The sequence below is a fragment of the Ensifer sp. ENS06 genome, assembly GCF_014852205.1.
Classification (GTDB): domain Bacteria; phylum Pseudomonadota; class Alphaproteobacteria; order Rhizobiales; family Rhizobiaceae; genus Ensifer; species Ensifer adhaerens.
Genome location: NZ_JACVBC010000001.1, coordinates 510,125 through 523,262, shown reverse-complemented (window position 1 = coordinate 523,262; position 13,138 = coordinate 510,125). Strand labels below are relative to the sequence as shown.

Annotated in this window: 11 protein-coding genes; 7 read left to right on the top strand and 4 right to left on the bottom strand. The window is 63.5% G+C overall.

Going from position 1 to position 13,138, the window contains the following annotated elements; translation table 11 throughout:
• Positions 1-37: 37 nt before the first annotated feature.
• The 6 genes from IB279_RS02590 to IB279_RS02565 all read left to right on the top strand — a co-directional run bounded on the left by IB279_RS02590 (position 38) and on the right by IB279_RS02565 (position 6,208).
• Complete coding sequence (locus tag IB279_RS02590; protein ID WP_034797065.1) at positions 38-763, top strand: ABC transporter permease; 726 nt, start codon at positions 38-40, stop codon at positions 761-763.
• Positions 760-1,584, top strand: a complete 825-nt coding sequence (locus IB279_RS02585; protein WP_034797068.1) for an ABC transporter permease — start codon at positions 760-762, stop codon at positions 1,582-1,584. Before IB279_RS02590 ends, IB279_RS02585 begins: the two co-directional genes overlap by 4 nt.
• 1 nt (position 1,585) lies before the next feature.
• Positions 1,586-2,755, top strand: a complete 1,170-nt coding sequence (locus IB279_RS02580) for a M20 aminoacylase family protein (protein ID WP_113187493.1) — start codon at positions 1,586-1,588, stop codon at positions 2,753-2,755.
• A 271-nt stretch (positions 2,756-3,026) separates the two neighbouring features.
• On the top strand, positions 3,027-4,454 hold the full coding sequence (locus IB279_RS02575) for a cytochrome ubiquinol oxidase subunit I (RefSeq protein ID WP_113187494.1): 1,428 nt from the start codon (positions 3,027-3,029) through the stop codon (positions 4,452-4,454).
• Positions 4,444-5,448 carry a cytochrome d ubiquinol oxidase subunit II gene (gene cydB / locus IB279_RS02570; protein ID WP_090295002.1) on the top strand — a complete coding sequence of 335 codons (1,005 nt, stop codon included), beginning with the start codon at positions 4,444-4,446 and terminating at the stop codon, positions 5,446-5,448. Before IB279_RS02575 ends, cydB begins: the two co-directional genes overlap by 11 nt.
• A gap of 451 nt (positions 5,449-5,899) precedes the next feature.
• Positions 5,900-6,208: a chorismate mutase family protein gene (locus IB279_RS02565; RefSeq protein WP_034797078.1), complete on the top strand. Its 309-nt coding sequence runs from the start codon at positions 5,900-5,902 to the stop codon at positions 6,206-6,208.
• A 32-nt stretch (positions 6,209-6,240) separates the two neighbouring features.
• Here IB279_RS02565 and IB279_RS02560 read toward each other — a convergent pair whose 3' ends face one another.
• The gene (locus tag IB279_RS02560; RefSeq protein ID WP_112770577.1) at positions 6,241-7,407 is read right to left on the bottom strand and encodes a pyridoxal phosphate-dependent aminotransferase; all 1,167 of its coding nucleotides are present in this window, start codon (positions 7,405-7,407) and stop codon (positions 6,241-6,243) included.
• Positions 7,408-7,613: 206 nt separating this feature from the next.
• Positions 7,614-8,042, bottom strand: a complete 429-nt coding sequence (gene mscL / locus IB279_RS02555; RefSeq protein WP_034797082.1) for a large conductance mechanosensitive channel protein MscL — start codon at positions 8,040-8,042, stop codon at positions 7,614-7,616.
• A gap of 261 nt (positions 8,043-8,303) precedes the next feature.
• On the opposite strand from mscL, the gene IB279_RS02550 reads away from it, so the two are divergent.
• Positions 8,304-11,807 (top strand): PAS domain-containing hybrid sensor histidine kinase/response regulator, encoded by a 3,504-nt coding sequence (locus tag IB279_RS02550; RefSeq protein WP_113187495.1) that lies wholly within the window; start codon positions 8,304-8,306, stop codon positions 11,805-11,807.
• Positions 11,808-11,870: 63 nt separating this feature from the next.
• Here the strand turns inward: IB279_RS02550 and IB279_RS02545 are convergent, their stop codons facing one another.
• Positions 11,871-12,521 carry a response regulator transcription factor gene (locus IB279_RS02545; RefSeq protein WP_034797087.1) on the bottom strand — a complete coding sequence of 217 codons (651 nt, stop codon included), beginning with the start codon at positions 12,519-12,521 and terminating at the stop codon, positions 11,871-11,873.
• An 81-nt stretch (positions 12,522-12,602) separates the two neighbouring features.
• The gene (locus IB279_RS02540) at positions 12,603-13,022 is read right to left on the bottom strand and encodes a hypothetical protein (RefSeq protein ID WP_113187496.1); all 420 of its coding nucleotides are present in this window, start codon (positions 13,020-13,022) and stop codon (positions 12,603-12,605) included.
• Positions 13,023-13,138: the final 116 nt, after the last annotated feature.

The window sequence follows — 13,138 nt, the reverse complement described above, 5'->3', positions numbered from 1 at the left end:
GCGATCGCCGGCCGGCGCCATCGGAGCTCGACGACGCATGGCTGCGGATTCCCTCATCAATTGGGGCCTGCTCTCGCTTTCAGCACCCGGCTGGGGCGGCGTATTGCTGCAAGGCTTTTTCAATTCCATCCAGATCGCCGTCGGCGGCTTCACGCTCGGCCTGGCGCTCGGCATCGGCGGTGCCTTCGGCAAGCTCTATGGCGGCCCGGTTCTGCGCGATCTGCTCGAATGCTACACCACGGTCGTGCGTGCAGTGCCCGAGTTGGTGCTGATCCTCTTGCTCTATTATGCCGGCACCGACCTGCTCAATCAGGTTCTGGCGTTGTTTTCGGTTGGCCCGGTCGACATCAGCGGCCTGATGGCCGGCATCTTCGTCATCGGCGTCGTTCAGGGTGCCTATTCGACCGAAGTGTTGCGCGGCGCGATCAAGGCGGTGCCCGCCGGGCAGATCGAGGCGGCGCGCGCCTATGGCATGTCGCCGGCCATGGTTCTGCGCCGCATCACCCTGCCGGCGATGTTGCCCTATGCCATTCCCGGCCTCTCCAATCTCTGGCTGATCGCCACCAAGGACACGGCCCTTCTCGCCGTCGTCGGCTTCAGCGAGTTGACGCTGGTCACCCGCCAGGCGGCCGGCACGACCAAGGCCTACCTCCTGTTCTTCCTGGCGGCTGGCGCGCTCTACCTGGCGCTGACACTCATCTCCAACGTGTTCATCGGCATGCTCGAACGCCATGCCCGACGCGGTTTTGCGGAGAGCCGATGACCGACGAAACCACCCACGCCGTTGCGTTTACGCCCGAAGACCTGCCTACGGCGAAGAGCTTCTTCCTGCCGCACCGCATCCTCATGATGCTGGTCTTTGCCGCCTTCGTCGTCGCCGTCGCCGTCTTCATGCGCTGGGACTGGCTGCCGCGCTACCTGCCACGGCTTGGCTGGGGCATCCTCGTCAGCCTGATGATGCTGTTCAGCACCGCCATCCTCGGCTTCCTGCTGGCGGTGCCGATCGGCCTCGTGCAGGTCACCGGCCCCTGGTTCCTGAAACTGCCGGCCAAGGTGTTTTGTACCGTGATCCGCGGCACGCCGCTGCTGTTGCAGCTCTGGCTGCTCTATTATGGTCTTGGCTCGCTGTTCCCGCAATTTCCGGCGATCCGCCAGTCCTTCCTCTGGCCTTACCTGCGCGAAGCGTGGCCCTATGGCGTGGCGGCGCTGACCATTTCCTTTGCGGCCTACGAGGGCGAGGTCATGCGCGGCGCTTTTGCCGGCGTTCCGAACGGCGAGCTTGAGGCGGCGAAGGCCTATGGCATGGGCCGCTGGACGATGTTCCGCCGCATCTGGCTGCCGCGCGCCATCCATCGGGCTCTGCCAACGCTCAACGGCGAAACGGTGCTGCAGCTGAAATCGACGCCACTTGTCGCGACCGTGACTGTCGTCGACGTCTATGCGGTCATCTCCAAGGTGCGGCAGGAAACCTTCCTCACCTACGAGCCGCTGTTGCTGCTCGCACTCATCTACATGTGCCTCACCGGAATTCTGGTGGTGGCCTTCCGCACCTTCGAAAATCGCATCCCAACCCGCGGTGCCTGACATGAAGCTTTCCCCCTCGATTACCAACGCCATGCCGGAACTCGTCGCCATTCGCCACGACCTGCATGCGCATCCGGAACTCGGGCTGGAGGAGACGCGCACTTCCGCCTTCATCGCCAAGCACCTCGAAGGTCTCGGCTATGAGGTAACAACGGGGCTTGCGAAGACCGGTGTCGTCGGCACGCTCCGGAACGGCACCGGCAAGCGCTCGATCGGCATCCGCGCCGACATCGATGCGCTGCCGATCCTGGAAGAGACCGGGCTGGACTATGCCAGCAAGACCTCGGGCCTCATGCATGCCTGCGGCCACGACGGCCACACGACGATGCTGCTGGGTGCTGCCCGCGCGCTTGCCGAGCGGCGCAATTTCGACGGCACGATCCACCTGATCTTCCAGCCGGCGGAGGAGAATTTCGGCGGCGCCAAGATCATGATGGACGAGGGCCTGTTCGATCAGTTTCCTTGCGACGCCGTCTTTGCGCTTCACAACGAGCCGGGTCTGCCTTTCGGCCAGTTCGCCCTTAGAGAAGGCCCGATCATGGCCGCCGTCGACGAGGCGCGCATCACCGTGCATGGACGCGGCGGGCATGGCGCGGAGCCGCAGGAAACAGCAGATCCCATCGTCTGCGGCGCCTCGATCGTCATGGCGCTGCAATCGATCGTCTCGCGCAACATCCATCCGATGGATCCGACTGTGGTCACCGTCGGCGCCTTCCATGCGGGCTCGGCCAGCAACATCATTCCCGAACGCGCCGAGATCGTCGTCGGTATCCGCTCATTCGAGCCCGATGTGCGCGGCGAACTCGAACGCCGCATCCGCATGATCGCCGAGGCGCAGGCGACGAGCTTCGGCATGCGCGCGACCGTCGACTACCAGCGCAGCTACGATGCGACGATCAACCACAAGGCCGAGACGGACTTCGTCCGCGATCTCGCGGTCCGCTTCGCCGGCGCCGACAAGGTGGTCGATCTCGCCCGCCCCTTCATGGGCAGCGAGGATTTCGCCTATATGCTGAAGGAGCGGCCGGGGACCTACTTCTTCCTCGGCTCGAAGGTCAGCGACGACGACAGGCCGCTGCATCACCCCGGCTACAACTTCAACGACGACCTGCTGCCGATCGGCGCGGCTTTCTGGACGGAGTTGGCCGAGGCCTATCTCGCGCGCCGCTGATATCCCGCTCACCTTTCGCCTATATGCCGCAGCGCAACATTGCCGCAGTGTGACAACGTGGCGGACGCGCTGTCATTGACGTTTGGCAAATTTGGCGCAGATTCAAGTGCATGCTGAAAAGCCGGTGCAACCCCAGGATTTGCCTCGGCCAGAGGCCAAGACAGGTTCCCTGATCGACGATCGGTCACCGGACAAATGATGCAGCAGCCAGAGCATTGCGGCCTACGCTTCCGTGAGGCGTCGCATCCGCGTGTCTGAAAGGATTGCGCCCGTGTTTGAGAGTTTCGATGCGACCCTGCTCGCTCGCTTCCAGTTCGCCTTCACCGTTTCCTTCCACATCATCTTCCCCGCCTTTTCCATCGGGCTTGCGAGTTACCTCGCGGTGCTCGAAGGGTTGTGGCTGTGGAAGAAGGACGAGGTCTATCTCGAACTCTTCAATTTCTGGAAGACGATCTTTGCCGTCGCCTTCGGCATGGGCGTCGTTTCCGGCATCGTCATGTCCTATCAGTTCGGCACCAACTGGAGCGTCTTTTCCGACAAGGCCGGGCCGATCATCGGGCCGCTGATGGGCTACGAGGTGCTGACCGCCTTCTTCCTCGAAGCGGGCTTCCTCGGTGTCATGCTGTTCGGCCTCAACCGCGTCGGGCCGAAGCTGCATTTCTTGGCAACCGTCATGGTCGCCGTCGGCACGCTGATCTCGGCCACCTGGATCCTTTCGGCGAACTCGTGGATGCAGACGCCGGCCGGTTTCGCAATGAACGAGGCGGGCCAGTTCGTCCCGGTCGACTGGTGGGCGATCGTCTTCAACCCCTCCTTCCCCTATCGCCTCACCCACATGGTGCTGGCGGCCTATCTCACGACCGCCTTCGTCGTCGGCGCCTGCGGCGCCTGGCACCTCATCCGCAAGACGGCGCCGCGGCGGGCGCGAAAGATGTTTTCGATGGCAATGTGGATGGCGGCGATCGTCGCGCCGATCCAGATCTTCGCCGGCGACATGCATGGTCTCAACACGCTGGAGCACCAGCCGGCCAAGGTGATGGCGATGGAGGGGCACTACCAGAGCCATCCGGACGGCGCGCCGCTCATCCTCTTCGGCATTCCGAACTCGCCTGAAAAGCGCGTCGATTACGCGATCGAGATCCCGAAGCTTTCGAGCCTGATCCTGAAGCATGATCTGAACGCGCCGCTCGCCGGTCTCGATACGATCCCGGAAGAACTTCACCCGCCTGTTGGTATCGTGTTCTGGTCATTCCGGGTGATGGTCGGCCTCGGCTTCGCCATGCTCGGCATCGGGCTCTGGTCGCTCTGGTGTCGCAATCGCGGCACGCTCGACAGCAATGTCTGGCTGCACCGTGCCGCGATCGCCATGGGGCCCGCCGGCTTCGTCGCCGTGCTCGCGGGCTGGGTCACGACCGAAGTCGGCCGTCAGCCCTATACCGTCTACGGCCATCTGCTGACGGCAAACTCAGTGGCGCCGATCGCGGCACCCGCGGTCGCCGCCTCGCTGATCGCCTTCATCATCGTCTATTTCTTCGTCTTCGGCGCCGGCACCTTCTACATCCTCCGGCTGATGGCGCGATTGCCGCGGGATCCGATGCCGGAGCTCGGCGAAGGACCATTGCGCAGTTCCGGCATCATGCCGGGCCCCGCCATCCATAGCAGCCATGCAAACACCAAGGGAGGCCATCATGGAGTTTGATCTGCCGTTCATCTGGGCTGGCATCATCGCCTTTGCGGTGCTCGCCTATGTCATTCTCGACGGCTTCGACCTCGGTGTCGGCATCCTCTTCCCGTTCTTCCCGGAGAAGCACGACCGTGACGTGATGATGAATTCCGTCGCCCCGGTCTGGGACGGCAACGAGACCTGGCTGGTTCTTGGCGGCGGCGGCCTGATGGCGGTGTTTCCGCTGGCCTACGCGACCATCCTGCCCGCACTTTACGCGCCCATCATCGCCATGGTGATCGGCCTCATCTTCCGCGGCGTCGCCTTCGAATATCGCTGGCGCACGCGGCGGGCCGAATATCTCTGGAACTGGGCCTTCTCCGGCGGCTCGATGCTGGCCGCCTTCGCGCAAGGGATCACGCTCGGCGCGCTCGTCCAGGGCATTCCGGTCGAGAACCGTGCCTATGTCGGCGGCTGGTGGGATTGGTTGACGCCGTTCTCGATCATGACCGGCATCGCCGTCGTCGTCGGCTATGCGCTGCTCGGCGCCACCTGGCTTGTTATGAAGACCCATGGCGACCTTGCCGACCGGGCCCGCGACCTCGCGCTCAAATGCTCCTTCGCCACCGTCGCCGCCATGGGCATCGTCAGCCTGTGGACGCCGTTCCTGGAGCCGCAGTATCTGGACCGCTGGTTCGGCTATCCGACGGCGATCTTCAGCGTCATCGTGCCGGCGCTCGTTCTCGGCTGCCTTTATGCGCTGATCACGGGTATCCGCAAGCGCCACGACAGCCGGCCGTTCATCGCCGCACTGGGCCTCTTCGTGCTCGGCTATGCCGGCATCGGCATCAGTTTCTACCCCTATATGGTGCCGCCTTCGCTGACGATCTGGGACGCGGCCGCGCCTGAGGAAAGCCTCTCCTTCCTGCTTGCCGGCGCTTTGGTGCTGGTGCCGATCATTCTCGCCTACACCGCCTATTCCTACTGGGTCTTCCGCGGCAAGGTCGATCCGGAGGAGGGCTACCATTGACCAGCGAAACAGGAACCGGCCGCAAGCTTCTCTGGTTCGTTGGCCTCTGGTGCGCGGGGGTGGCGGCCGTCACCCTCGTCGGCCTTGCGATCAAGCTGATGATCGGAACGTAGTCGATCCATTGGAGCGGGATGCGGGCGGAAAACCGCAGACACTTTTCCTCATCCCGTTCTAAAAAGCCTCGCTCAAGCTTGGCCAGCTAACTTCCCTTAACACGTCAGCAGGCGATCGCCGCAGACGGAGACAGGACCGCACCCTCCTCCCCTGCAAAGCGATCGCCTGCTGAGGTGACCACCTCAAGGGTCGCCGGCTGCGACCCTGTTGCCCCTTCCAAGATAGCTCGCCGTTTGTTAGCAGTGCGCCGCAGAAGCGCCCCGCTTGCTGAGAGCCGAGGGACGCTCGAACATCCTGGGCCCGCGCTTGGCCGCATCCAGGCAATTGGACGAGACAGATGCAGAAAACCCCCGCGCAATGCGAAACCATGGCCGACGTGCGTGCCGAGATCGACCGTCTCGACCAGGCGCTGATGGCGCTGTTTGCCGAGCGCTGGGGCTATATTGACCGCGCGGCCGAGATCAAGGCGCCGCTGAAACTGAAGGCCGACATTCCGGCGCGGGTGATGGAAGTGCGCGAGAATGCCCGCAAGAACGCTGCGCGCGTCAACCTCGATCCTGATTTTTACGAAGACATCTGGGCGCGGCTGATCGGCCACGCGATCGCTCATGAGCAGAAGCTGCTTGGCGAAACCGGCGACGAATAACGTCGCCGCCTCGCTCTTTCAATCTACGGCCGTCAGCGCCCGAGAATGTAACCCTGGAGACGGTCCGCCGCTTCCCTCACATGGTCCGGATCGCGCAGGAAGCAGGCGCGCATGAACAGCGAGCCGCCGTCGCCGAACGCCGTTCCCGGCGCCAGGCCAACGCCGGTCTTGTCGACGATGTCGATCGCCGCCGCGCGCGAATCGGTGACGCCGTCGATCTTCAGGAACGCATAGAGCGCGCCGTCGGGTTTGAGCGTTTCCACCCGGTTGGTGGCGATCAACGCGTCGCAGAAGACGTCCCGGTTCTTCGCCGCCTTGGCGACATTGGCATCGACGAAGGCGTCGCCCTCGTCGAGCGCCACGACGGCACCGCGCTGCATGAACTGGGCGACACCCGAGGTCGAGTATTGCACCAGGTTTTCGAGCACCTGGCCGATCGCGGGCGGAGCCACGATCCAGCCGACACGCCACCCGGTCATCGACCAGTTCTTCGAGAAGGAATTGACGAAGAGGATGCGGTCGCCTTCCTCCATCACGTCGAGGAAGGACGGCGCGCGGGCGCCGCCATAATAATAGAGCGCGTAGATCTCATCGGCGATGATCCAGAGCCCGTGCCTGCGCGCCAGCGTCAGGATCGCGGCCAACTCCTCGCGGGTCGCGGTCCAGCCGGTCGGGTTCGACGGCGTGTTGATGAACAGCGCCTTGGTCTTCGGACCGATCGCCGCCTGCAGCCGATCGAGATCGAGCTGCCATTTGCCGTGTTCAAAACGAAGCTCCACCGAGACCGGGCGAACGCCGGAGAGATCGGCGGCGGCAGCAAAGTTCGGCCACGCCGGCGTCAGAAGCACCATCTCGTCGCCGGGCGAGGCGATCGCCTCGATCGAGAGCTTGATCGCCTGCATGCCGGAGCCGACGACGTAGAAATTCTCGGGCGAAAGCGACTTCTGAAAGCGCCTTTGATAGTAGCGCGACAGCGCCTCGCGCAGCGGCGGGATACCGCGCTGCCAGGTGTAGAAGGTCTCGCCGCCGGCAAGCGCATCGCGCGCAACGTCGCTGATGAAGGCAGGCGTCGGCAGGTCGCCTTCTCCGACCCACAGCGGGATCAGGCCATCGCGCCCGCGTGCATAGTTCACCACCTCGACGATGCCGCTTTCAGGTGCCGAAAGCGCACGGGGACTGATGGTGCTGAGGATGGTCATCGGCGGGCTCCGGATGCACGACGTTAAAGGCCGCGGCCTTTAGATCATCGTGAAAGATTCCAATGGACTAGAGCGCGTATCGACCGCTCCAGTTCGCCCGTTGCTTCTAGCCGCTTTCGCCAAGGCGATCACGCGACTTTATCTGACCGGTTTATCGATTTTTGTGATGTTTCGCGGCCCCGGCGAAGCCAGGGCCGCGAGGAAAGTCACGCGCGCTGCTTCAGCAGGTCGCGGATTTCACCGAGAAGCAGAATGTCTTCCGGCGGGGGCGCGGCCGGTGCTTCGTCCTTCTTCTTCTCCATCGAAGCGCGCATGCGATTCACCGCCTTGATCATCAGGAAGATGATCCAGGCAAGGATCAGGAAGTTGATGAGCACGGTGATGAAGTTGCCATAGGCAAAGACGGCACCCTGTTGACGGGCGGCGGCGAGAGACGTCGCCGTCACGTTCGCCGAGAGCGGCAGGAAATAATTGGAGAAATCGAAACCGCCGCCGGTCAGCGCACCGACGATTGGCATCACCAGGTCCTCGACGACCGACGTTACGATCTTGTTGAAGGCGGCGCCGATGATGACACCGACCGCGAGATCCATCACGTTCCCGCGGGCAATAAACTCCTTGAACTCATTCAGCATAAATCTCTCCGTATTATCCCCGTTTGAAAACGGCTGGCGGCGCTGTCCCGCGCTGCAAGCGTTTACGGAAACTAAACCAAAGCGGGCAGCGAGAAAACCTTTCTTTGCCTTTGGTCAATTGGCAGCGGATGGAGCAGGAACGGGAAGGCAGCCTGTGCTGTACACCGATTTCTCGTGTCGAGCCTTGAACTTAAGACTCATGCGGCAGGCAATTCTCAACCCGGCGGACTTGTCCTATGCTCCGCCCTGGAGGAATGAGGCATGCTTTCGGGTTCGGTCATCTTTGCCTCGGCCTTCGCCTATCTGCTGCTGCTGTTTGCAGTGGCTAGCTATGGCGACCGGCGGGCCAGGAGGAACAGCGCTGCGCTGAAGGGCAGACCGCTCGTCTATGCGCTGAGCCTTGCCATCTATTGCACCTCCTGGACCTATTTCGGCGGCATCGGCCTTGCTGCCGAACGCGGACTCGAGTTCACCGGCATCTATATCGGCCCGATCCTGATGTTCACGCTCGGCATGCCGCTGATCCGCAAGATCATCCGCCTTGCCAAAACCGAGAAGCTGACCTCCGTCGCCGACTTCATCGCCGCCCGCTACGGCAAGAACCCGGCGGTGGCCGCCATCGTCGCGCTGATCTCGCTGGTCGGCGCCATTCCCTATATCGCGCTGCAGCTGAAGGCGATTTCGAGCTCGGTCGCAGCGATGATCAACACCAGCGACTACGGCATCGGCGCCGGGCAGAGCTACGTCGATCTTCCCCTGCTCGTCACATTGTTTCTCGCTTGCTTCGCCATCGTCTTCGGCACGCGCCATACGGACGCAACGGAGCACCAGGACGGCCTGATCCTTGCGATCGCGATGGAATCGCTGGTCAAGCTGGTGGCGCTCGTCACCGCCGGCTTCTACATCGTCTTCGTCATCTTCAACGGACCGGCTCACCTGTGGTCGCTGGCGGCAGAGAGCCCCGCCGTGCAGTCGGCGCTCGCCTACGAGACCCCTATCGCCCGTTGGGTGCTGTTGATCGTCACGTCAGCTTTCGCGATCATCATGCTGCCCAGGCAGTTCCACGTGACGGTCGTCGAAAACCGCACCGAAGGCGAGCTTCGCACCGCCGGCATCCTCTTTCCGCTCTATCTGATCGGCATCAATCTCTTCGTGCTGCCGATCGCGATAGCCGGCATCCTCACCTTTTCCGGTTCCGGCGACGCGGATCTCTACCTGCTGACCTTGCCGCTCGCCAACGGCCTGCCGGTGCTGACGCTGATCACCTTCATCGGCGGTTTTTCGGCGGCGACCGCGATGGTGATCGTCGCATCCGTGGCGCTGTCGATCATGATCTCCAACGATATCGTCATGCCCGTGTTCCTGCGCCGCAACCTCAGCCAGCGCGGCGGCTTGCAGGAAAACCTCGCGGGAACGCTGCTCAACATCCGCCGTTCGGCGATCTTCGTGGTGTTGTTGCTCGGCTATGGCTACTACCGCTCCGCCGATATCAGCGCCGGCCTCGCCTCGCTCGGCCTTCTGTCTTTCGTCGCCATCTCGCAGATGGCGCCGGCGCTGCTCGGCGGCCTCATCTGGCGACAGGCCAATGCCCGCGGCGCGATCACCGGCATGGTCTCGGGCTTCCTCGTCTGGGCCTATCTGCTCTTCCTGCCGAGCCTTGGCGGACCCGACAATTCCCATGTGGCGACGACGATCTTAAGCTTCCTGTTGCCGTTCACCGACCTCTTCTCCGGCCCCAACGCCGATCCGCTGGTCAACGCGACGGCGCTCAGCCTGCTCGTCAACTGCGCCACCTATGTTCTCGGATCGCTGACCCGCACACCGAAGCCGATCGAACGCTTCCAGGCCGGCGTGTTCATCACCCGGCGGTCGCGAACCGAAGGCGCCTTTCGCGGCCGCAAGACCAAGGTCACGGTGCGCGACCTCAAGGCGACGATCGCCCGTTACATGGGTGCTGAGCGCATGCAGCGCTCGTTCCATACGTACGAGCGCCAGACCGGCCGCTGGCTGGACGACAATGCGCCAGCCGACATGGCCGTGGTGCATTTCTCCGAGCAACTGCTCGGCAGCGCCATCGGCTCGTCCTCCGCCCGGCTGGTGCTTTCCCTGGCGCTGCAGCGCGGCGACGACACATCGTCCGAGACGGCCTGGCTGCTCGACCAGGCGAGTGAGGCGCTGCAATACAATCAGGATATGCTGCAGACTGCGCTCTCGCAGATGGACCAGGGCATCGCCGTCTTCGACAACGCCAACAACCTGATCATCTGGAACCGGCGCTTCCGCCAGCTTCTCGACCTGCCGGAGGCAGCCGGCCAGGTCGGCTTCCCGCTTGCCGATATCGTCTCGATCCTCACCAAGCGCGGCGATATTCGCAAGGATCAGGAAAAGGGGCTGATCGCCAACTTCCTGACGCTAGACAAACCCTTCCTGCTCGAACTGGGCAACGGCGAGCGCATCATCGAAGTGCGCACCAACGCCATGCCCGACAAAGGCATCGTCACCACCTATACCGACATCACCCAGCGCGTCGCCGCCGACATGGCGCTGAAGCAGGCCAACGAGACACTGGAACTGCGTGTGGCCGAGCGCACCGGCGAATTGACCCGGGTGAACCGGGAGCTCGCCGAGGCGCGCGCGGCCGCGGAAGAGGCCAATATAGGCAAGACGCGGTTCTTCGCCGCCGCCGGCCACGATATCCTGCAGCCGCTGAACGCCGCCCGCCTCTATTCCTCGTCGCTCGTCGAGCGGCTCGGCGAGTCCGACAACAGCACGCTGGTCGAAAACATCGATTCCTCGCTGGAATCGGTCGAGGCCATCCTCGGTGCCGTGCTCGACATATCGCGCCTCGACACCGGCGCCATGAAGGCGCGGATACAGTCCGTTCCGCTCAACGAGCTGCTCAGAAGGATCGAGACCGATTTCGCCCCGATGGCGCGGGCCAAGGATCTCGAACTCATTATCATGCCGACATCGCTCGTCGTGCGCAGCGATCCGAACCTGCTGCGCCGCGTCGTCCAGAACCTGGTCTCCAACGCGATCAAATACACCCTGGCCGGCAAGGTGCTCGTCGGGGTGCGCAGACATGGCGCCATGGCGACGATCGAAGTGCTCGATTCCGGCATCGGCATTCCCCAGTCGAAGTTCCGCACCGTCTTCAAGGAATTCGCCCGGCTCGACGAAGGCGCCCGCACGGCGTCCGGTCTTGGGCTCGGCCTTTCGATCGTCGACCGCATCTCGCGCGTGCTCAACCATCCCGTCAGCCTGCAATCGACTCCCGGCAAGGGCACGGGCTTCAAGGTGACCCTGCCGCTTGATGCCAGCGCCGGCGAACGGGTCGCTGTCCGTCCGGTGCCGCAGAGCAAGGCAAGCGAGGCGCTGAACGGCCTGCGGGTGCTCTGCATCGACAACGAACCGCGGATCCTCGAGGGTATGCGGGTGCTGCTGTCAGGTTGGGGCTGTATCGTCAGTACGGCGGAATCGCTTTCTGCCTGTTCCGAATTCGGCGTGGAGCCCGGCGAGAAGCCACACGCCGTCATCGCCGATTATCACCTCGACGACGGGACCGGCATCGAGGCGGTCGCCCGCATTCGGGCATCGACCGGCGAAGCGACGCCGGCGCTGCTCGTGACGGCTGACCGCTCGCCGGAAGTGCGCGCCGCGGCCGAACGCGACGGCATCGCGATCCAGAACAAGCCGGTGCGCCCGGCGGCGATGCGCGCCTGGCTGACGCAACTTTCGACAGCGGCACGAACGGCTGCGGAATGAACGGCTCCCACGTTGTGGGGCCGCCTGGGACGAGCAAAAATCACAAAGCCAAGGCTGGCCGCATCAGGCGGCGGCGACGGTGCCGATCTTCGAAAGCTGGATGACCGCCTGGGTGCGGCTGTCGACATTGAGCTTTAGCAGGATCGCCGAGACATGCGCCTTGATCGTCGCCTCGGAGACGCCGAGTTCGTAGGCGATCTGCTTGTTGAGCAGGCCCTCGCCGAGCATGCTGAGGACGCGGGACTGTTGCGGCGTCAAGGTCTGCAGGCGCTGGAGCAGATCGGCGACCTCGGGTTCGTATTCCTGGGCCTGGTCGTAGCCCGCGGGAACGAAGACCTCGCCGGCCATCACCTTCTCGATCCCCTCGCGGATTTCCTCGATGCCGGCCGATTTCGAAAGAAAGCCGGACGCGCCGAGATCGAGCGCGCGATGGATCGTCGCCGGATCGTCATGGGCGGAAACCACCATGACCGGCAGGCTCGGAAATTCGGCGCGAAGTGCGATCAGACCGGAAAGCCCGCTGACGCCGGGCATGGTCAGGTCGAGCAGCATGAGATCGGCGTCAGGGTTGTCGGCCGCCGCCTTGCGCGCGGCTGCGAAATCGCCGGCTTCGACGATGGCGGGCGCGCCGTCCACGCCGCTCAGTGCCTGGCGCATTGCGCCCCGAAACAGCGGATGGTCGTCCGCGATGATGATGGTCATGTCCGGTGTCATGCTGCTCCCTCCCAAGAGCCCGGGCTGAAATCTGCACGCCCCCACGCGCCGATCCGCATCCCGCATGGCCGATCCGGAAACTCAGGTCTTCTGCGGCTCCTGAGCGGGGTCGCTGCCTTCGAGATCCTTCACGATATCCATGAACCTACGCATCATTCTTTCCATGATGCCCATTGCCCGGTCAATCTCTTCCTCAGCCGGAAGGTCCTGTTTTGCGACACTTTCACCGGCTTTGGCCGCCTTTTCCAAAGCATCGACCCGCTTCGTCAGGAGGTCCAACTCCCGTTCAAAAGCGGCCCGCTCGTCGGCGGCCATGCGGCACACCAACTGGCCGTCCTTCTCCTGGCAGAGCGATACCTCGCCGGTCTGGGTATCGAGCCGGGCGATACCGGTGTCGGACTTCTGCATGCTGTAGCGTCCGGGGGACGGATCCTGCGCGCTGGCGCCGCCGGCCAGAGCCAATCCGGTACCGAGCAGAAGTATGGCAGCAGCGTTTTTCATGACATCTTCTCCGTTACGATCCTTGTCGGAACATCACATGTGCGCGAACGAGAAGAGCGAAATCGGTCTTCACCGCCGATTATGCGCGAATCGTCGTCCTTCTGCGATGGACAATC

Excerpts from the sequence above, each read along its gene's own strand:
- IB279_RS02545 (WP_034797087.1), bottom strand. The coding sequence starts at position 12,521 with ATGACACCGGACATGACCATCATCATCGCGGACGACCATCCGCTGTTT.
- mscL (WP_034797082.1), bottom strand. The coding sequence starts at position 8,042 with ATGCTGAATGAGTTCAAGGAGTTTATTGCCCGCGGGAACGTGATGGAT.
- IB279_RS02540 (WP_113187496.1), bottom strand. The coding sequence starts at position 13,022 with ATGAAAAACGCTGCTGCCATACTTCTGCTCGGTACCGGATTGGCTCTG.
- cydB (WP_090295002.1), top strand. The coding sequence starts at position 4,444 with ATGGAGTTTGATCTGCCGTTCATCTGGGCTGGCATCATCGCCTTTGCG.
- IB279_RS02585 (WP_034797068.1), top strand. The coding sequence starts at position 760 with ATGACCGACGAAACCACCCACGCCGTTGCGTTTACGCCCGAAGACCTG.
- IB279_RS02580 (WP_113187493.1), top strand. The coding sequence starts at position 1,586 with ATGAAGCTTTCCCCCTCGATTACCAACGCCATGCCGGAACTCGTCGCC.
- IB279_RS02550 (WP_113187495.1), top strand. The coding sequence starts at position 8,304 with ATGCTTTCGGGTTCGGTCATCTTTGCCTCGGCCTTCGCCTATCTGCTG.
- IB279_RS02590 (WP_034797065.1), top strand. The coding sequence starts at position 38 with ATGGCTGCGGATTCCCTCATCAATTGGGGCCTGCTCTCGCTTTCAGCA.
- IB279_RS02560 (WP_112770577.1), bottom strand. The coding sequence starts at position 7,407 with ATGACCATCCTCAGCACCATCAGTCCCCGTGCGCTTTCGGCACCTGAA.
- IB279_RS02565 (WP_034797078.1), top strand. The coding sequence starts at position 5,900 with ATGCAGAAAACCCCCGCGCAATGCGAAACCATGGCCGACGTGCGTGCC.